Source organism: Chromobacterium piscinae (assembly GCF_021129175.1).
Taxonomy (GTDB): domain Bacteria; phylum Pseudomonadota; class Gammaproteobacteria; order Burkholderiales; family Chromobacteriaceae; genus Chromobacterium; species Chromobacterium piscinae.
The window spans coordinates 1-18,889 of the sequence record NZ_JAJOHV010000103.1; the positions used below are offsets into that span (position 1 = coordinate 1).

Annotated in this window: 15 protein-coding genes and 2 pseudogenes; 9 read left to right on the plus strand and 8 right to left on the minus strand. The window is 64.0% G+C overall.

Annotated features, from left to right (window positions below):
* The 3 genes from LQR33_RS21240 to rimP all read right to left on the minus strand — a co-directional run.
* The coding region (locus LQR33_RS21240; protein ID WP_231470333.1) for a translation initiation factor IF-2 N-terminal domain-containing protein at positions 1 to 605 on the minus strand (605 nt) is incomplete at its 3' end.
* Positions 606 to 680: 75 nt separating this feature from the next.
* Entirely contained in the window at positions 681 to 2,159 is a 1,479-nt protein-coding gene (gene nusA / locus LQR33_RS21245) for a transcription termination factor NusA (protein ID WP_221664229.1), read from the minus strand.
* Between the two features lie 51 nt (positions 2,160 to 2,210).
* Positions 2,211 to 2,636, minus strand: coding sequence for a ribosome maturation factor RimP (gene rimP / locus LQR33_RS21250; protein WP_166441272.1), 426 nt, complete (start codon positions 2,634 to 2,636; stop codon positions 2,211 to 2,213).
* A 302-nt stretch (positions 2,637 to 2,938) separates the two neighbouring features.
* On the opposite strand from rimP, the gene LQR33_RS21255 reads away from it, so the two are divergent.
* The 6 genes from LQR33_RS21255 to LQR33_RS21280 all read left to right on the plus strand — a co-directional run bounded on the left by LQR33_RS21255 (position 2,939) and on the right by LQR33_RS21280 (position 9,692).
* Positions 2,939 to 4,618: a long-chain-fatty-acid--CoA ligase gene (locus LQR33_RS21255; protein ID WP_166441271.1), complete on the plus strand. Its 1,680-nt coding sequence runs from the start codon at positions 2,939 to 2,941 to the stop codon at positions 4,616 to 4,618.
* 122 nt (positions 4,619 to 4,740) lie between these two features.
* Positions 4,741 to 5,865, plus strand: a complete 1,125-nt coding sequence (locus tag LQR33_RS21260) for a PilT/PilU family type 4a pilus ATPase (protein WP_221664224.1) — start codon at positions 4,741 to 4,743, stop codon at positions 5,863 to 5,865.
* 9 nt (positions 5,866 to 5,874) lie between these two features.
* Positions 5,875 to 6,225 (plus strand): arsenate reductase, encoded by a 351-nt coding sequence (locus LQR33_RS21265; RefSeq protein ID WP_021477170.1) that lies wholly within the window; start codon positions 5,875 to 5,877, stop codon positions 6,223 to 6,225.
* Entirely contained in the window at positions 6,222 to 7,355 is a 1,134-nt protein-coding gene (dapE, locus tag LQR33_RS21270; protein WP_231177677.1) for a succinyl-diaminopimelate desuccinylase, read from the plus strand. Before LQR33_RS21265 ends, dapE begins: the two co-directional genes overlap by 4 nt.
* Before the next feature lie 135 nt (positions 7,356 to 7,490).
* A complete protein-coding gene (locus LQR33_RS21275; protein ID WP_205692682.1) occupies positions 7,491 to 8,120 on the plus strand; it encodes a MarC family protein in 630 nt (209 codons plus the stop codon).
* Between the two features lie 237 nt (positions 8,121 to 8,357).
* On the plus strand, positions 8,358 to 9,692 hold the full coding sequence (locus LQR33_RS21280) for a methyl-accepting chemotaxis protein (RefSeq protein WP_166441267.1): 1,335 nt from the start codon (positions 8,358 to 8,360) through the stop codon (positions 9,690 to 9,692).
* A 53-nt stretch (positions 9,693 to 9,745) separates the two neighbouring features.
* Here LQR33_RS21280 and LQR33_RS21285 read toward each other — a convergent pair.
* Positions 9,746 to 10,402, minus strand: a pseudogene (locus LQR33_RS21285) (LysE family translocator).
* 171 nt (positions 10,403 to 10,573) lie between these two features.
* On the opposite strand from LQR33_RS21285, the gene ccoG reads away from it, so the two are divergent.
* The gene (gene ccoG, locus LQR33_RS21290) at positions 10,574 to 11,923 is read left to right on the plus strand and encodes a cytochrome c oxidase accessory protein CcoG (RefSeq protein WP_166441266.1); all 1,350 of its coding nucleotides are present in this window, start codon (positions 10,574 to 10,576) and stop codon (positions 11,921 to 11,923) included.
* A 21-nt stretch (positions 11,924 to 11,944) separates the two neighbouring features.
* The gene (locus LQR33_RS21295) at positions 11,945 to 13,330 is read left to right on the plus strand and encodes an aminotransferase-like domain-containing protein (protein ID WP_043618145.1); all 1,386 of its coding nucleotides are present in this window, start codon (positions 11,945 to 11,947) and stop codon (positions 13,328 to 13,330) included.
* A 74-nt stretch (positions 13,331 to 13,404) separates the two neighbouring features.
* Here the strand turns inward: LQR33_RS21295 and LQR33_RS21300 are convergent, their stop codons facing one another.
* The 4 genes and pseudogenes from LQR33_RS21300 to LQR33_RS21315 form a co-directional block, all read right to left on the minus strand.
* A complete protein-coding gene (locus LQR33_RS21300; protein ID WP_231470335.1) occupies positions 13,405 to 13,791 on the minus strand; it encodes a VOC family protein in 387 nt (128 codons plus the stop codon).
* An 80-nt stretch (positions 13,792 to 13,871) separates the two neighbouring features.
* Positions 13,872 to 14,066, minus strand: a pseudogene (locus LQR33_RS21305) (IS5/IS1182 family transposase); the annotation flags it as partial.
* 200 nt (positions 14,067 to 14,266) lie between these two features.
* Positions 14,267 to 15,607, minus strand: coding sequence for a glutamine synthetase family protein (locus tag LQR33_RS21310; protein WP_021477177.1), 1,341 nt, complete (start codon positions 15,605 to 15,607; stop codon positions 14,267 to 14,269).
* Positions 15,608 to 15,617: 10 nt separating this feature from the next.
* Positions 15,618 to 15,785 carry a hypothetical protein gene (locus LQR33_RS21315; protein ID WP_231470337.1) on the minus strand — a complete coding sequence of 56 codons (168 nt, stop codon included), beginning with the start codon at positions 15,783 to 15,785 and terminating at the stop codon, positions 15,618 to 15,620.
* A 180-nt stretch (positions 15,786 to 15,965) separates the two neighbouring features.
* Between LQR33_RS21315 and LQR33_RS21320 the strand changes: the two genes are divergently transcribed.
* A partial coding sequence (locus LQR33_RS21320; protein WP_231470339.1) for a DUF748 domain-containing protein occupies positions 15,966 to 18,889 on the plus strand: 2,924 nt, incomplete at its 3' end.

The window sequence follows — 18,889 nt, forward strand, 5'->3', positions numbered from 1 at the left end:
GCGGCCAGCTTGGCGGCCTGGCGGCGCTCTTCGCGTTCGATCTTTTCACGCATCAGCGCTTCCTGACGGGCGCGGAAAGCGGCTTGGCGCTTTTCTTCCGCTTCGCGAGCGGCGATTTCTTCCGGCGACAGGATGGAGGCGACGGTGCGCGGCGCCGGCACGGCGGCCGGCTTCGGCTCGGGTTTGGCTTCCGGCTTCGGTTCCGGCTTGGCCTCGACCTTCGGTTCTGGCTTCGGCTCGGGCTTCGGCTCCGGCTTGGCTTCTACCTTGGGTTCCGGCTTCGGTTCCGGCTTGGCTTCCACCGGCGCGGCGACAGGCGCCGCCTCGGCCGGTTTAGCCGCCTCGGTGCGAGGCGCGTCGTCGGGACGGGCCACCACGCGCTTCTTGCGGGTTTCCACCGTCACGGTGCTGCCGTCGGCCTTCTTCACTTCGGAAGTAGACTTGCGAGTCAGAGTGATATTGGAATCGTCGCGCGCGCCGTGCGAACGCTTCAGGTAGTCCAGGAGCTGGGACTTGTCTTGCGCCGACAGCGTGTCATCCGGCGAGCGCTTGCTCACTCCGGCTGCCTTCAGCTGTTCCAGCAGGCGTTCCGGCGTGAGATTCATCTCACCGGCAAATTGTTTTACATTCGTCAAAACCATGCGTCTTCCCAAATTCCGTAAATACTTCCCGAGAAAGCCTTACTGGTTGAACCAGTGTTCGCGCGCCTTCATGATGATTGCGCGTGCAGCTTCCGCTTCCATGCCGGTCATGTCCACCAGATCGTCAACGGCCAGGTCGGCCAGATCGTCGCGGGTGGCCACACCGCCTGCGGCCAGCTTGCGAACCAGCTCGGCATCTAGGCCCTCAACGTCCTTCAGGTCGTCGGATACATTCTCGACCTGCTCTTCGGACGCGATGGCCTGCGTCAGGAGCGCATCACGGGCGCGGCTACGCAGCTCGCCCACCAGCTCCTCGTTGAAGCCTTCGATTTCCAGCATTTCTTCCAACGGCACATAGGCCACTTCTTCCAGCGCGGCGAAGCCCTCTTCCACCAGCTTGGCGGCAGTGTCTTCGTCCACGCTCAGCGCGCTGACGAACAGCTGGCGCAGCGCGGCGTCCTCGGCCTGGTGCTTCTCTTCAGCCTCGGTCACGGTCATGATGTTCAGGTACCAGCCGGTCAGCTCGGCGGCGAGCTTGACGTTCTGGCCGCTGCGGCCGATTGCCAGCGCCAGCTGCTCTTCCTCGACGATCACGTCCATGCTGTGATTGTCTTCATCAACCATGATGCGGCTCACTTCAGCCGGCGACAGCGCATTGATCACGAACTGGGCCGGTTCCGGCGCCCACAACACGATGTCGACGCGCTCGCCCGCCAGCTCCTGGGTCACGGCCTGAACGCGGGAACCGCGCATGCCGATGCAGGTGCCCTGCGGATCGATGCGGGCGTCGTTGGCCTTGACGGCGATCTTGGCGCGCATGCCCGAATCGCGCACGGCGGCGCGGATTTCCAGCATGCCTTCCTCGATCTCCGGCACCTCCAGCTCGAACAGCTTGACCAGGAATTCCGGCGCGGTGCGCGACAGGATCAGCTGCGGGCCGCGGCCCTGGCGATCAATGCGCAGCAGGTAGGCCTTCACGCGGTCGCCCACGCGCAGGTTTTCCTTCGGAATCATCTGATCGCGCGGCAGCACGGCTTCCAGCTTGCCGCACTCGACGATGGCGTTGCCGCGCTCAATGCGCTTGATGGTGCCGATCACCAGGTGCTCGCGGCGCTGCAGAAACTCGTTCAGCAGCTGTTCGCGCTCGGCGTCGCGGATGCGTTGCAGGATCACCTGCTTGGCGGTCTGCGCGCCGATGCGGCCGAACTCGACGGCTTCCATCGGCTCTTCGATGACAGCGCCCGCTTCGATGCGCGGATCGCGGTCGCGCGCGTCGATCAGGCCGATTTCCTTGCTGTCGCTCTCGACAAGCTCGTCTTCCACCACCGTCCAGCGGCGGAAAGTCTGGTACTGGCCGGTGTGGCGGTCGATTTCGACGCGCACGTCCATCTCGTCATCGGTAAACTTCTTCTTGGTGGCCGAGGCAAGCGCCATCTCAAGGGCGGAGAACACCACATCCTTGCTGACATTCTTTTCGCTCGCCAGGGCATCCACCAGCAACAAAATCTCGCGACTCATGCATTCCTCTCCGAATTTTGTCCTTTAGCGCGGGCTATCGCCGTCCAGACATCAAAACTCAGGCTCGATACGAGCCTTGTCGATGTTGGCGAACGGAATCTCCACGATGCGGCCATCCACATCCAGCTTCACGGAGCCACCCTCGACCCCGGCAAGACGACCGGTAAATTTCTTCTGCTGCTCGATCGGCATCCGCGTCTTGATCTTGGCGAGCTGACCGGAGAAGCGGACAAAATCGGCCTCCTTCTTCAGCGGGCGATCCAGGCCCGGCGAAGACACTTCCAAACGCTCGTAATCCACGTTCTCGACCATGAACAGCCGAGTCAGGTGATTGCTCACCAGCACGCAGTCTTCCACGGTGATGCCACCGGGCTTATCGATAAATACGCGGAAACCGCCACCTTGGGTCATTTCGAAATCGACGAGCTCATAGCCCAGACCCTGCAGGGTGTTTTCCAGCAGCAAACGAACATCCATTGCTTTTTCCACAAATAAAAAATGGGCGAAACGCCCATCCCTAACCGCTGCGATTGTAACCTATTTCCGCAAAAAAGAAAACCGGCGCGGCCGCCCGGCCCCGGGGCGGAGGCCGCCGCATGCCAGACAACTTTGCGAGACGATTTCAGTTGCGATACATTACCGCGAATCAAACTCCGGTTTGATCGCAATGGCCTTCAGGCCGACAACAACAACTATTAAATAGCGACTCGCAAAAACGCTCGTCCGCGCCCGCCGCGGCGAAGCTCGCTAAAACCCGCACGACGGAGAAACCCGGATTTATGGATAAGGTGTGGCTCAAAAACTACCAGCCCGGCGTCGCCCACGAGATCGACATCAACCAGTTCCAGTCGGTAACCGAGGTGTTCGACCGCAGCGTCAAGAAATTCAGCGGCCGGCCGGCGATGGCCTGCATGGACAAGGTGCTCAGCTATGCTGAGCTGGACGCGCTCAGCGGCCGATTCGCCTCTTTCCTGCAACACAGGCTGGGCCTGAAAAAAGGCGACCGCGTCGCGCTGATGATGCCCAATCTGCTGCAATACCCAATCGCGGTGTTCGGCACGCTGCGCGCCGGCGGCGCGGTGGTCAACGTCAATCCGCTGTACACCCCGCGCGAGCTGGAGCACCAACTGAAGGATTCCGGCGCGGAAACCATCGTCATCCTGGAGAACTTCGCCGGCGTGCTGGAGCAGGTGCTGCCGCGCACCCAGGTGAAGAACGTGGTGATCGCCTCCATCGGCGAGATGCTGGGCGTCTTCAAGGGCGCGCTGGTGAACTTCGTGGTGCGCAAGGTCAAGAAGATGGTGCCGCCCTGGCACATCCCCGGCCACATCCGCTTCAACGACGCGCTGTCAATCGGCGCGGCCAAACCCTACGACAAAGTAGCGCTGACCCACGACGACATCGCCTTCCTGCAGTACACCGGCGGCACCACAGGCGTGGCCAAGGGCGCTGTGCTGCTGCACCGGAACATCGTCGCCAACATGCTTCAGGCGAGCGCCTGGGTAGGCACGCTGGTGCGCGAAGGCCAGGAAGTGATCGTCACCGCGCTGCCGCTGTACCACATCTTCTCGCTGACCGCGAACCTGATGGTGTTCACCGAGATCGGCGCGCTGAACGTGCTGATCACCAATCCGCGCGACATCCCCGGCTTCGTCAAGGAACTGCGCAAATACCCGATCACCTGCATCACCGGCGTCAACACGCTGTTCAACGCACTGCTGAACAATCCGGAGTTCTCCAAGCTGAATTTCTCCAGCTGGCGGCTGACGCTGGGCGGCGGCATGGCGGTGCAGAAGGCGGTAGCCGACAAGTGGAAAGCCGTCACCGGCGTGCCGCTGGTGGAAGCCTACGGCCTGACCGAGACCAGCCCCGCAGCTTGCATCAACCCGATGGACCTGAAGGAATACAACGGCACCATCGGCCTGCCGGTACCCTCCACCGAGATCGAAATCCGCGACGCCGAAGGCAAGCCGGTAGCCATGGGCGAACAGGGCGAGCTGTGCATCCGCGGCCCGCAAGTGATGCGCGGTTACTGGAATCGCCCGGATGAGACGACCAAGGTGCTGGGCGACGACGGCTTCCTCGCCACCGGCGACATGGCCGTGATCACCCCGGAAGGCTACGTCAAACTGGTGGACCGCAAGAAGGACATGATTCTGGTATCCGGCTTCAACGTCTATCCGAACGAGATCGAAGACGTGGTAGCCGGCCATCCGGACGTGTTGGAAGTGGCCTGCATCGGCGTGCCGGACGACAAATCCGGCGAAGTGGTCAAGGTATTCGTGGTGAAGAAGAACCCCGCCCTCACCGACAAGGACATCATCCGCTACTGCCGCGAAAACCTCACCGGCTACAAAGTGCCCAAGCTGGTGGAGTTCCGCACCGAGCTGCCCAAGACCAACGTCGGCAAGATCCTGCGCCGCGCGCTGCGCGACCAGGAAACCGCCAGGCCGGCCTGACCGACCACCGGCATTCAAGCGACGCCGCCCCTTACGGGCGGCGTTTTGTTTTACCCGGCGCAAACGCAAGCCCGCGCGGGACGGCTAAACTGAATCGATCCTCAGCCCCTTCGGAGCGCTCCATGCTGATGTTGCCGTTTTTCAAGCTGATGGCCGAAAAAAAGGCCAGCGACCTGTTTCTGACCAGCTTCTCCCCACCGATGCTGAAGCTGGCCGGCGAACTGGCGCCGGTCAACGAGAAGCCGCTGACGCCGGACATGGTCAAGCAACTGGCCTACAGCCTGATGAGCGAGGAAGAAGCCGCCGTCTTCGAGCGCGAGCGCGAGATGAATCTGGGCCATCCGGTACCGGGCCTGGGCAGCTTCCGCGTCAATGTGTTCTGGCAGCGCGGCTCGGTCGGCATGGTGGTGCGCTACATCCTGCCCAGCATTCCCACCATGGAGGAACTGGAGCTGCCGCCGCTGCTGGAAGAGCTGATCCAGCTGAAGCGCGGCCTGATCCTGGTGGTCGGCTCCACCGGCTCCGGCAAGAGCTCGACGGTGGCGGCGATGCTGCAGGCGCGCAACCGCAGCACCAAGGGCCACATCCTCACCATCGAGGACCCGATCGAATTCCTGTTCCGCCACGATCAGTCCATCGTCAACCAGCGCGAAATCGGCTTCGACACGCTGTCCTACGCCCGCGCGCTGAAGAACGCGATGCGCGAGGCGCCGGACGTGCTGATGATAGGCGAGATCCGCGATCCGGAAACGCTGGGCCACGCCATCACCTACGCCCAATCCGGCCATCTGTGCATCTCCACGCTGCACGGCAACAACAGCTACCACATGCTGAACCGGGTGATGAACTTCTTCCCGCCCGAGGCCAGGGGCGCGCTGCTGATGGACCTGTCGGCCTCGCTGCGCGCGGTGATCTCGCAGCGCCTGGTGTCGACGCTGGATGGCGGCCGCACCCCCGCGCTGGAGCTGCTGATCAACACGCCGCACATTTCGGAGTTGATTCGCGGCGGAGAGATGGACAAAATCAAGGAGGCCATCGAAAACAGCATGAGCGATGGCGCGCAGACTTTCGAACAGGCGCTGTTCCAGCTCTACCAAGCCGGACGGATCAGCCTGGACGAAGCGCTGAAAAACGCCGACTCTCCCACCAATCTGTATTGGCTGGTCAATCAGTCGAAGGAGAGCGGCAAAGGCAAATCCGGCCCCGCCAGCGCGGCCGGCTTCGACAGCATCAAACTGGACTTGTAAACCCACCCGATGATTACCCTGTACGGCATCCCCAACTGCACCACCGTGAAGAAGGCCCGGCAATGGCTGGCCGACAACGGCATCGATTACATCTTCCACGACTTCAAGAAACAGGGCATAGACGCCGAGCGCCTGCAGGCCTGGACCGCCCAGGTGCCGCTGGCCAAGCTGGTCAACCGCCAGGGCACCACCTGGCGCGCGCTGCCGGATGAAGCCAAAGCCGCGGCCGATACGCCGGACGGCGCCATCGCGCTGATGCGGGAGCAGACTTCCGTGATCAAGCGCCCAGTGCTGGACCTGGACGGCAAGGTGGGCGTCGGCTTCTCCGAGGCCGACTGGACGGAGCGCTTCGGCTTATGAGCGCGACGCTGGATCTCGCCCGCGAGTTGATCCGCCGCGATTCCGTCACCCCGCGCGACGAGGGTTGCCAGGCGCTGATGATAGACCGCTTGGAGGCCATCGGCTTCAAGGTGGAGAAGATGCGCCACGGCGACGTGGACAACTTCTGGGCGCGCAGGGGCGACGCCGGCCCGGTGTTCTGCTTCGCCGGCCATACAGACGTGGTGCCCACCGGCCCGCTGGAGAAATGGGACAGTCCGCCGTTCGAGCCTACCATCCGCAACGGCCTGCTGTACGGCCGCGGCGCCGCCGACATGAAGGCATCCTTGGCCGCCTTCGTCACCGCCTGCGAGCGCTTCGTCGCCGAGCATCCGGACCATGATGGCTCGCTGGCGCTGCTGATCACCTCGGACGAGGAAGGCGTGGCGGTGGACGGCACGGTGAAGGTAGTCGACGCGCTGGAAGCGCGCGGCGAAGCGATAGACTACTGCGTCGTCGGCGAGCCGACGTCCGAGCAGCGCCTGGGCGACACCGTCAAGAACGGCCGCCGCGGCTCGCTGTCGGGCCGGCTGGTGGTGCACGGCATCCAGGGCCATATCGCCTATCCGCAACTAGCGAAAAACCCCATCCACCTGATGGCGCCGGCGCTGGCGGAACTGGCCGCCACCCGCTGGGACGACGGCAACGCCTTCTTCCCGCCCACCAGCTGGCAGGTGTCCAACATCCAGGCCGGCACCGGCGCCACCAACGTCATCCCCGGCCAGTGCGAGCTGCTGTTCAATTTCCGCTTCTCGCCGGAAAGCCCGGCGGACAGCCTGAAGGAACGGGTCTGCCAGATCCTGGACAGGCACGGCCTGGCTTACGAGATGCATTGGCAATTGTCCGGCCAGCCCTTCATCACGCCGCCGGGCGCGCTGACGGAGGCCTTGAGCGCTGCCATCGCCGAAGTGGCCGACGCCAAGGCGGAATTGTCCACCACCGGCGGCACCTCGGACGGCCGCTTCATCAAGCGCATCGCGCGCGAACTGGTGGAGTTCGGCCCGGTCAACGCCACCATCCACAAACTGAACGAGTGCGTGGAAACGGCCGATGTCGAGCCCTTGTCCGACATTTACCGCCGCACGCTGGAGCTATTGCTGGCCAAGGCGTGAGCGTCGGCGCTCCGCTATGCTGAAACCGGCGGCGACGCCGGTTTTTTTATATCTCCATTTCCCTGACGCAACCATGGTTGTTTGCGTCTCCACGCCGAATGTTGTGGATCGAACTAACAGGTAAGCTCCATCATCATGGAAATCGAAATCGCAAAAATCTTCATCGCCCTGCTGGTGCTGGTCAATCCGCTGGGCGCCATTCCCATCTTCATCAGCCTGACGCCCAACGCCGGCCTGGAGGAAAGGCGGAAAATCGCCAAGACCACCGCCATCGCCGTCGCCATCGTGCTCAGCCTGTTCGCCGTGGTCGGCGAGACACTGCTGCGCTTCCTTGGCATCAGCATCGGCTCGTTCCAGGTGGGCGGCGGCATCCTGGTGATGCTGATCGCCATCGCGCTGATGAACGCCAAGCCCGGGCCGACCAAGACCACCAAGCAGGAACGGGAGGAAGCCGGCCACAAGACCAATATCGCGGTGGTACCGATGGCCATCCCGCTGATGACCGGCCCCGGCACCATCTCCACCGTGATCATCTACGCCAGCACCGCCCACTCCTGGCTGCAGGTGGTCTACCTGCTGGTCAGCGGCCTCCTGGTGGCCGTCACCTGCTATGGCGCGCTGGTGCTGGCTTCGCCGCTGTCCCGGCTGCTGGGCCAGACCGGCATCAATATCGTCAACCGGGTGATGGGCATGCTGCTGGCGGCGGTATCGGTGGAAATCATCGTCGACGGCGTTTACCGGCTGTTCCCGCAGCTGACGCGCTGAGCGCCCCAACACCTCGCATCGCGGCCGCCCATGCGGCCGCCAACAACTCATGGCAAACCGCTGCGACCGGTCCGCGCCGCCGCCGCGTCGTTTCCCAATAAGCCGACAACGCACCTCTCGTCCAAAACCAGACTTCCCCCCACACTCCCCTTGACTAATCTCACTCATTTTTCATACACCAAATAAGCGATAACGCACTTACCCTCCCGACCATCCCTATCCCGCGAGGATTCCACGATGTTCGATCAAAAACTGAAATCCGCGTTGAACGACGCCCTGACGCAACTGGAAAATCAAAAAAACGTGCTGAATGCGCTGAACCAATCGACCGCCATCATAGAATTCAGTCCGGACGGCATCATTCTCTCCGCCAATGCCAATTTCGAGCAGACCATGGGCTATAGCGCCGAGGAAATCGTCGGCAAACACCATAGAATGTTCTGCCTACCGCAATTCGCGGCCAGCCAGGAATACAAGGCCTTTTGGCATGTGTTGCGGACAGGGGGCATCATCAAGGATCAGTTCAGGCGCATCGCCAAGGATGGCCGCACCGTCTGGCTGGAGGCCAGCTACAACCCGGTCTGCGACAAGCAGGGCCAGGTGGTCAAAGTGATCAAGTTCGCGCTGGACGTCACCCAGGAGGTCAAGCTCGCCCATGAGGCGAGAAACATCATGAAAGCCGTCGAGCGCTCAATGGCCGTCATCGAATTCACCCCCGAGGGCACCATACTGACTGCCAACGCCAATTTTCTCGGCGCCACAGGCTATACCGCCGAGGAAATCATCGGCAAACATCACAGAATCTTCTGCCCAGCCGACTTCGTGCACAGCCCCGCCTATGAACATCTGTGGACACAGCTGAAACAAGGCGTGTTCGTCAGCGGCAGGTTCGAGCGCCTGCACAAGTCGGGCCGGCCGATTTGGCTGGAGGCCAGCTACAATCCGATCTTCGACGACGATGGCGTGGTATTCAAGGTCATCAAGTTCGCCACCGACATCACTGATCAGGAAACTGCGCGGCAGCAAGACCTGCGCCTGGTGCAGGAAGCGCACCGGCTGTCGGCGGCGTCGGACAGCGCGTCAAACGACGGCCAGCAGGTGATCCGCGACACCATCCAGGCGATGAGCGTGATAGCCGACAGCGCGGGGCAGTCGGCGCGTCTGATAGAAGACCTGGAACAGAAAACCAATCGCATCACCACCATCGTCAACACCATCCATGAAATCGCCGACCAGACCAACCTGCTGGCGCTGAACGCGGCGATCGAAGCGGCCCGCGCCGGCGAGCAGGGCCGCGGCTTCGCCGTGGTGGCCGACGAGGTGCGCAAACTGGCGGAGCGCACCAGCTCCTCCACCAAGGAGGTGACGGAGATGATAGACGACATCAAGAACGGCACCGGCAACGCCACCGAGAGCATTCACGAAATGCTGGTGAAAGCGCAAAAAGGCGAGGAACACGCCAGCGAGGCCAGCAATTCGATCGAGCAGATACGCAACAGCACCTCGCAGCTGGCCGATGTGGTCAACCACTTCTCAGCCGTGCAGGCCGGCGCCAACCGCCAGGAGCCCTGAGGACAATCCACCGCGCGTCGGAAGCTGGCGCCGCCGCCCCGCCCTTCAAACGATCAGACACCTCCCCGCAGCATCCTGGCGCCCGCCCAGGCGAACGCCAGCGCCAGCGCGCCATGCAGCCAACGCCTCGATCTCTGGTAAGCGCGCCGCGCGGCCGCGGCGGAAAACAACAGCGCATAGGCTGAGAACACGCAGACGGCGATCAGCGCGCAGCCCGCCACCACCCGAGCGCCATGCCCGCCGCCGCCCGCGGCGGGCGCCGCCAACGACACCAGCGACAGCCAGACCAGGATCGCCTTGGGATTGCCCAGATGCATCAGCAAACCCCGCAACAACGCCTGCCTGTGCGACAGCCCGGCCCATCCCTGCCCGGCTTTCGCCGCGTCGGCCGCGCAAGCCGCCTGTCTGGCTGACTGCCAAGCCAGTCATAGCAAATAGAAGCCGCCCAGCAGCTTCAGCCCCCATGCCAACGCCAAGCTGTTGCGCATCAGCTCCGCGAATCCCATCGCCGCGAGCATGCCCCAGCAAACCGAGCCCAGCACCACGCCCGCCGCCAGCGACAGGGCCCGGCTTCTCCCCTGCTCCATCGCCACGCTCATGATGGCCAGATTGCTGGGCCCCGGGCTGGCCGTCCCGACCAGATACACCGCGAACGCCGCGGCCATATTGGCATCCATCGCCCCCCCTTCCGGATAATCTGTATGCGACATCTCTCTTTGCAGGAAGTCCTGAGCTTGCGCCCATTGACGATTATGCCAATACGCTATCCATTCCTGTAAATATACAGTGGGATCTGTACTGATATTTTCATCATTGTCTGTTCATTGTTTGTACTGATCCTCAGCAGTAAAAATAGCCATCTTCATAGCGTGGTGGCAGCCATGTCCAAGCCTGAAATCAAACCCATCCCCATCAAGATCCATCCCCGGCTCACCAGCGGCCGCTTCAACAATGTCCGCGTCGGCATGGTGGTGCTGACGCAACTGGCGTTCTTCGGCATGCCCTGGCTGCAGTGGAACGGCCGCCAGGCGGTGCATTTCAATCTGGCGGAGCATCATTTTCTGATCTTCGGCATCAGCCTGTGGCCGCAGGACTTCATCTACCTGGCGGCGCTGTTGGTTGTATCGGCGCTGGGGCTGTTCCTGTGGACCACGCTGGCCGGCCGGCTGTGGTGCGGCTACAGCTGCCCGCAAACGGTGTACACCCAGATCATGATCTGGATCGAAAGGGCGATCCAGGGCGACCACAACGCCCGCCGCAAGCTGGACGCGTCGCCGATGAGCGTCGGCAAGTTCGCCAAGAAAGGCGCCACCCAGGCGATCATGGCCGCGTTTTCCTTGTGGACCGGCCTGACCTTCGTCGGCTACTTCACGCCGATGCGCGAGCTGGCCACGCTGCAGATGGGGCCATGGGATCTGTTCTGGACGCTGTTCTACGGCGGCTTCACCTGGCTGATGGCCGGCGTGCTGCGCGAGAAGGTCTGTTTGCACATGTGCCCGTACGCGCGCTTCCAGGGTTCGATGTTCGACGACCACACCCTGGTCATTTCCTATGACGCCAAGCGCGGCGAGCCGCGCGGCAAGACCCAGGCCAAGAGCGACGCCCAGACCAAGGGCTGCATAGATTGCGGCATCTGCGTGCAGGTCTGCCCCACCGGCATCGACATCCGCAACGGCCTGCAGTACGAATGCATAGGCTGCGCCGCCTGTATCGACGCCTGCGACCAGGTGATGGACAAGCTGAAGTCGCCGCGCGGGCTGATCCGCTACACCAGCGCCGAGGCGCTGCAAGGCAAGCCGGCGAAGAGCGGCCCTTCCTTCCACCGGCCGCGCATCGTCATCTACTCCTGCCTGTTGGCCGGCATCATCACCCTGTCCACCACCGCGCTGGTACTGAAAAAACCGTTCAAGGTGGACGTGCTGCGCGACCGCGCCAGCCTGGTGGAGCAATCCGACGACGGCCTGCTGCAAAACCGCTACAGCCTGCGGGTGATCAACACCACCGAGCAGGCTCAACGCTACGTGGTGACGGTGGAGGGTCTGCCCGGCATCCGGATGGAGAAGCCCGGCCAGGTGATCGAGGTGAATCCCGCCCAGACCGAGACCGTGCCAGTTCGGGTCCAGGTCGAGCCGGAAAGCGCGCCGCGCGGCTCGCATCGCATCCACTTCGTGATACGCTCTCTCAACGATGACGTTTCCATAAGGGAAAAATCCAGCTTCATCGGCGAGTAAGCCGGCTCAGGAAAACAATATATGAACAAAACCGGCCAATTAAGCCAACGCTTCCGCCATGCGATAGAGCAGGGCCATCTGCGCGCCGGCGACCGCATGCCCTCGCTGCGCAAGGTGTGCCAGGACCACAAGATCAGCATCACCACCGCGCAGCGCGCCTACGCCGAACTGGAAAAACTGGGGCTGATCGAATCGCTGCCGCGCTCCGGCTTCCGCGTGCTGGCGCGCAGCAGCGCGCTGCCCAGCAACCTGCCGCTCAACAGCGACGGCAGCGGCATCCGCATCGAGCACCTGACCAGCGCGCTGCCCATGCCCTGGGGCTGCCCCTACATGAACCCGGCGCTGATCAACACCACGCCGCTGAACCGCGCCCTCACCCGCGCGCTGCGCGACTACCGCTACGCGCTGTCCGGCAACGCCAGCACCGGCTACGAAGGCCTGCGCCGCGAACTGACGCTGCGCTACCTGGCCCAGGGCGTGGAGCTGGACGGCGACGAGCTGCTGGTCACCTGCGGCGGCATGGAAGCGCTGAACCTGGCGATACGCGCGGTGACCAAGCTGTCCGGCAGCCAGGCGATGCTGGTGCTGACCCCGGCCTTCCCGGCGCTGTTCGACCAACTGGACCAGCTGGGCGTCACCGTGCACACGCTGGCCACGCCGCCCGGCCAGCCGCTGGACCTGGAGCGGATGGAGCAGTTGATCCTCCAGCACCAGCCGGCCGGCATCCTGGCGATGGCCAACTTCCAGCATCCCACCGGCCTGACGATGAGCGACCACGACAAGGCGGCGCTGCTGGCGCTGGCGGACCGGCACCGGCTGCCCATCATCGAGGACGACACCTACCGCGAACTGTATTTCGGCGAAAGCGCGCCCTTGCCGCTGAAGGCCTACGACCAGAAAGGCAGCGTGCTGTACTGTTCCTCGTTCAGCAAGTCGCTGGCGCCGGGCTACCGCGTCGGCTGGATCGCCGCCGGCCGCTACCGCGACAGCATCCTGGGCCTGAAACTATGCAGTTCGCTGTCCACGCCGCTGCCCAGCCAGATGGCGCTGGCCCGGTTGCTGTCCGGCGGACAGCACGAGGACATGCTCAGCCTGCTGCGCAGCCGGCTGCAGGCCAACTGGCTGGCGATGAGCCAGCAGCTGGCCGTCCAGATGCCGGCCGGCGCCCGCCAGATCACGCCGCAAGGCGGCTATTTCCTGTGGCTGGAGCTGCCGGAGGGCAGCGACTGCCGCGCCCGGCTGCCGGCCGCGATGCAGCGCGGCATGCACTTCGCGCCCGGCTCGCTGTTCTTCCGCGACGCCCAGCCCAGGCTGAACGCGATGCGGCTCAACTTCAGCTATTTTGACCCGCTGCAACAGCACAACGGCGTGGCGATGCTGGCGGAAAGCCTGGCCAAGCTGGACTGAAGCCCCTTCAGCCCACCGGTGGGCCGCATGGGACATGGTGTTCATGCGGCCTCAGTTTTGAGCTGGGCCAAGGGTTAGGCGTCGCCGCGCTGCCAAACATTGGCCCGTTCCTCAAAATCCGGCCGCTGCGGCCTCACGACACAAAAGCGTTGTCCCGTGGGCGCCTCCATAACCCACCACGTGTGGATTTTCTCGACCCGCTTTGCTCCAAGACTTTCGAGGCGCGCCACTTCCGCCTCGACGTCGTTGGTCTCGATGTCCAGATGGACGCGACTCGCGCGACCCACTGCCTGGACCAGAATCTTCATCTCATCCGGCGGTCCTTCGAGCAGGCGATAGGGGTCAGCGGCGTCTGCAGCGCGTGCAGTACGCCCGATCGCAGCGGACCAAAACCTGGCCGCGCCCTCTATGTCGTCGGTCCTGCAGTCGATGATGATGTTGCTCAGGCGGCTTTTGTGCATTGCGGCTCTCTCCCTTAAGCGGACGACGCTGGACAGATGGTGGGCAGCGGCAGCCGCGTTGTGGCGGCTGATAGATAAAAAATGATGGCAGCAGCGCCGCGCCCCACAAACGCAGCGTGACACAAATATGTGTCGTACGCCCCGTCAGTCGTCACAGTTGCCAGCGCCTCTATTGCAGCAATCCGGGGCAGTCGTTCCGGCAACATCGTGGCATCGCCAGTCACGTCCATAGCTCGGATTGTCAGCGCTTGCGCATCAATCCCCAGATGCAGCTTGCATCACTGGCGGAAGGCAAGGTGCGCGCAGCTCGCTGGATCGTTTGGAATACTATGTTCGCTCCAGAGCATAAACTGCGCGTGTCCGCTCTACGCATGGCCGGATTGGACAATCCCCTGTCCCTGCCCCAGCCGGACACGCTGCCGACTTCTGGCACAGAGCCGCCTTCCAGCCCGCAGGGCGGGAAGGCGCGGTACGGCTAGACGTGCAGCAGCAGGAAGCGGCGCTCCCACGGGCTGATCACGTCGAAGTACTCGCGGTACTCTGCCTCCTTGATCGCCGCATAGGTTTCCACGAAGTGTCCGCCGAACAGCTCGGCCAGCGGCTGGCAGCGCAGCAGCATATCGATGGCGTCGTCCAGATGGCGCGGCAATTGGTGCGGCTGTTCGTAGGCGCTGCCGGACAGCGGCTCGGACGGATCGATCTTGTCGCGCATGCCCAGATAGCCGCAAGCCAGGCTGGCAGCCATCGCCAGGTAGGGATTGACGTCCACCCCGGCCAGCCGGTTCTCCACCCGCCTCGCCTCCGGATCGGAGTGCGGCACCCTCAGGCCGCAGGTGCGGTTGTCGTAGCCCCAGCTGAGATTGATCGGCGCCGAAGTGTAGCGGCTGAGGCGGCGGTAGGAATTGACGTAAGGCGCGAAGAACGGCATCGCCGCCGGCAGATAGCGCTGCAGGCCGCCGATGAAGTGCAGGAAGGCCGGAGACGGCTGGCCGTCGGCCAGGCTGAAGATATTACGCCCGCTGGCGATGTCCACCACGCTCTGGTGCATGTGCATCGCGCTGCCGGGCTGGCCCTGCATCGGCTTGGCCATGAAGGTGGCGTACATATTGTTGCGGATCGCCACCTCGCGCACGGTGCGCTTGAACAGGAACACCTGGTCGGCCAGTTGCAGCGGATCGCCGTGGTCCAGGTTGATCTCCATCTGCGCGGTGCCCATTTCATGGATCAGCGTGTCCAGCGCCAGGCCCTGCGCCTCGCACCAGTCATACATCACGTCGAAGATGTCGTCGTATTCGTTGACCGCGTCGATGGAAAAACTCTGCATCCCCGCCTCGGTGCGGCGGGTGCGTCCCACCGGCGGCCGCAGCGGCAGGTCCTCGTCAGGCTGGATTTCCACCAGGTAGAACTCCATCTCCGGCGCGATCACCGGCTTCCAGCCCTGGTCCTCGTATAGTTTCAGGATGCGCTTGAGCACATTGCGCGGCGCCAGATCCACCGCTTCGCCGCCGAAGCTGTAGCAATCATGGATGATCTGCGCGGTGGGCTCCTTGTTCCAGGGCACCGGGCGCAGCGTGCTGAGGTCCGGCAGCAGCTTCATGTCGGGATCGGCGACGGATGTGAAGTCGCGGTCGGGGTAGTCGCCGGTCACTGTCATCGACAGCACCGCTTCCGGCAGGCGCAAGCCCACGGCCGGGTCGTATTTGTGGCGCGGCACGATCTTGCCGCGGGCGAGGCCGGTCATGTCCGGAATCAGACACTCCACCTCGGTGATATGATGTTCGTCGAGCCATTGATTGATGAGATGGGCACTATCCATAAATCCTCTGTCAGCTGTGTTTGCCCGAGCTTCCCAGCCTCCGGGCGTGATGGGTCAGGGTGTGGCGGCGCGCGGCCTGCAATAGAAACAAGCTGCGGTCGGCCAGCAGCGGCCTTTCGGCCGCGGTGCGAGTGGGGTTGCCTGGCCGGCTTGGCCAGTGGTTTTGCTGCAAGATCATCGTCCTTTCGTGATAAAGATTTGGCAAAATCACGTTCAATATTTTCAACGCTCCGCCCATCCTAGCCAGCGTTCTCCCCCGCCGGCAACGGGCTGCGGACCCGCGTCGTCATTTTTAGTCAACAATAGGACAAACAACGCAACAGGACGGCAGCGTCAAAGTGCATTAGAATTAAGCGATATGGATACCCACGTTCAGGCAGACGCCGCCCCCCTCGCTCCTCCCCCCCGCCGACCCCGCCGCTGGCTGCGCTGGCTCGCCGCAGCCTGCGCGCTGGTGCTGGCCTTCTGGGCCTTTCTCGGCCTGATTGCGCCTCATTTGCTGCAAAAGGCCGCCGCCGACTGGGCGCGCAAGCATGGCCGCCAGCTGGCCATCGCCGAAGTCCGCATCGTGCCGTGGAGCATGGAGCTGACGCTGGACGGCGTGGCGTTGCGCGAGAGCGACGGCAAGCCCTTGTTCCAGGCCCGCCGCATTTACCTGAACGCCGCGCTGTACGCGGTGCTGATGGGCCGCTGGCAAGCCAGCGAGTTCCTGCTGGACAGCCCTGAGCTATGGCTGGAGCGTAACAAAGACGGCGTGTGGAACTGGGCCCGCTTCGTCGCCGACGTTTCCGGCCCGCCCAAGCTGGAAGACGGCACCGCGCCGGAAAAGTTGCCTCGCCTCAAACTAGACGCGATCAATCTGCGCAACGGCCAGATCCGCATCAGCGACCACCTGGCCGGCCAGCACGGCAATTTCCGCCTGATGCCGATCAATCTCAGCCTGAACGACCTGACCACGCTGGAAGAAAACGGCCGCTACACGCTGCACGCCGAGATGGAAGGCGGCGGCCGCTTCGACTGGCAAGGCAGCATGCGGCTGCAACCGCTGCAATCCAGCGGCGAGGCCCGAATGCAGGGCCTGCCGCTGGCATCGGTATGGGATTACGTCCGCCCCCACTTCGCCACAGCCAAGCCTGAAGGCGAGCTGTCGGTCAATGCCCGCTACCAGTTCGACATGAGCGGCGCCTCGCCTGATCTGACCGTCTCCTCGCTGAGCGCCAACCTGAAAGGCCTGAAGCTGCGCGCGCCGGCCGGCGACGGCATGCTGGATCTGCCCGAGCTGCGCGTGGACGGCGGCGCGCTGGACCTGTCCCGCTCGCTGCTGACCGTGGCCAAGGTGGAGTTGAACCATGGCAAGCTGGCCGCCAGCCGCGACGCCGCCGGCCAGCTAGACTGGCTGCGCGCGCTGCCGCCGGCCAAACCGGAAGACAAGACGGCCAAGCCCGCCAAACCTTCGCCGTGGATCATCAAGATAGACAATCTGCGCTTCAACGACTGGCACGCCGCCTGGCGCGACCAGACCTTTGTCCGGCCGATGCAGCTGGAAACCGCGGTACCGCGGCTGCAAGGCAAGCTGTCGCTGGATCCCGACCACGGTCTGAGGCTGGATGAAGCCGGTCTCTCCCTAGCCGATATCAAGCTCGCCGCCGCCGGCGGCATGCCCTGGCTCAGCCTGGACAAGGCCGAGCTGGAACCCACGCTGATCGATCTGAAGCGGCGCAGCGTCCAGCCCGGCGACATCACGCTGGACGGCCTGAACCTTGCCTTGCTGCGCGAGCGCAACGGCCAACTGCAACTGCAGCAGCTGCTGGCCCAGCGGCCGCGTCCCGCCGCGCCCCGCGCCGCCAAGGACGCAGGTCCGGGCTGGAAGCTGTCCTATCCGGCGGTCTCGCTGGAAAACAGCGCGGTCGGCTGGCGCGATCTCAGCCTGGGCAAACCGCTGGAATACAGCCTGAAGCAGCTGGGCGGCACGCTGGAGCTGAAGAGCGGCGACCAGCTGGCGCTGGACCTTGCCGGCCGCGCCGGCAACGGCAAGCTCGCCGCCAAGCTGGACATCGACGCCGCCTCGCCTTCCGCCCGCGGCTCGATACGGCTGGACACGCTGCCGGTAGCCCCGCTGGCGCCGTACGCGCTGGCCGGCACCCCGCTGAAACTGTCCGGCGGCGCGCTCAGCGCCGATCTCAAGCTCAATGCCGCCTCCGCCAGCCGCTGGAGTCTGGGCGGCCAGCTGAAAGTGGCGAAGATGGCGCTGCAGGAACCCGGCGAGCCGCTGCCGCTGCTGGGCTGGAACACGCTCTCGCTCAGCCAGCTGCAGGCGCAAGGCATGCCGCTGAAAGTTTCCATCAACGACGTGCGCCTGGACCAGCCCCGCGCCCGCCTGATACTGGACGCGCAGCGCAGCCTGAACTGGCAGAAGATATTCGCCAAGCGCCCGACCAAGCCGTCCAGCGGCAAAAGCGGGCCGCTGCCGCAGGTGGACGTGCACAGCATCCACGTGCAGAACGGCGCGGTGGAGTTCGCCGACCACGGCATGACGCCCGACTTCGCCACCCGCATGCATCATCTGCGCGGCAGCATCCAGAACCTGTCCACCCGCGCCGGCGGCCGCGGCCGCATCACGCTGGACGGCGCGGTGGACCAGTACGGCGAGGTCAAGGTGCGCGGCGCGCTGTCGCCGATGTCGCCCACCGACAGCACCGACATCCTGCTGGACTTCCATAATCTGGCGCTGAACAACCTGAACCCGTACTCGATGAACTTCGCCGGCTGGCAGGTGAAAGACGGCAAGCTGTCGCTAGAGCTGCGCTACCTGCTGGATCATCGCCAGCTGAAGGGCGAAAACCGCATCGTGATCGACTCCATCCAACTGGGCGACGAGCTGAAGGGCGACAAGTCGCCGCACCTGCCGCTGAAGCTGGCGGTGGCGCTGCTGGAAGACAGCGACGGCCGCATCGACCTGGACCTGCCGGTGGCCGGCAGCCTGGACGACCCGCAGTTCAGCTACGGCCAGCTGGTATGGAAGGCCATCGTCAACGTGGTCACCAAGGTGGTCACCGCGCCGTTCCGCGCGCTGGGCGCGCTGTTGGGCGGCGACGGCTTCGACGACATCCGCTTCGTCGCCGGCGAGGCCCACGTCAGCCCGCCCGAGCGCGAGAAGCTGGACAAGGTGGCGGCGCTGATGGCCAAGCGGCCGAAAATGCAGCTGGCCATCGCCGGCGGCTATGCCGACGAGGACGCCAAGCAGCTGGCGCGCGCGCGCGTCGACGCCGCGGTGCTGGCCGC

Excerpts from the sequence above, each read along its gene's own strand:
- dapE (WP_231177677.1), top strand. The coding sequence starts at position 6,222 with ATGAGCGCGACGCTGGATCTCGCCCGCGAGTTGATCCGCCGCGATTCC.
- LQR33_RS21300 (WP_231470335.1), bottom strand. The coding sequence starts at position 13,791 with ATGCACAAAAGCCGCCTGAGCAACATCATCATCGACTGCAGGACCGAC.
- LQR33_RS21315 (WP_231470337.1), bottom strand. The coding sequence starts at position 15,785 with ATGATCTTGCAGCAAAACCACTGGCCAAGCCGGCCAGGCAACCCCACT.
- nusA (WP_221664229.1), bottom strand. The coding sequence starts at position 2,159 with ATGAGTCGCGAGATTTTGTTGCTGGTGGATGCCCTGGCGAGCGAAAAG.
- LQR33_RS21260 (WP_221664224.1), top strand. The coding sequence starts at position 4,741 with ATGCTGATGTTGCCGTTTTTCAAGCTGATGGCCGAAAAAAAGGCCAGC.
- LQR33_RS21265 (WP_021477170.1), top strand. The coding sequence starts at position 5,875 with ATGATTACCCTGTACGGCATCCCCAACTGCACCACCGTGAAGAAGGCC.
- LQR33_RS21275 (WP_205692682.1), top strand. The coding sequence starts at position 7,491 with ATGGAAATCGAAATCGCAAAAATCTTCATCGCCCTGCTGGTGCTGGTC.
- LQR33_RS21310 (WP_021477177.1), bottom strand. The coding sequence starts at position 15,607 with ATGGATAGTGCCCATCTCATCAATCAATGGCTCGACGAACATCATATC.
- LQR33_RS21295 (WP_043618145.1), top strand. The coding sequence starts at position 11,945 with ATGAACAAAACCGGCCAATTAAGCCAACGCTTCCGCCATGCGATAGAG.
- ccoG (WP_166441266.1), top strand. The coding sequence starts at position 10,574 with ATGTCCAAGCCTGAAATCAAACCCATCCCCATCAAGATCCATCCCCGG.
- rimP (WP_166441272.1), bottom strand. The coding sequence starts at position 2,636 with ATGGATGTTCGTTTGCTGCTGGAAAACACCCTGCAGGGTCTGGGCTAT.
- LQR33_RS21280 (WP_166441267.1), top strand. The coding sequence starts at position 8,358 with ATGTTCGATCAAAAACTGAAATCCGCGTTGAACGACGCCCTGACGCAA.
- LQR33_RS21255 (WP_166441271.1), top strand. The coding sequence starts at position 2,939 with ATGGATAAGGTGTGGCTCAAAAACTACCAGCCCGGCGTCGCCCACGAG.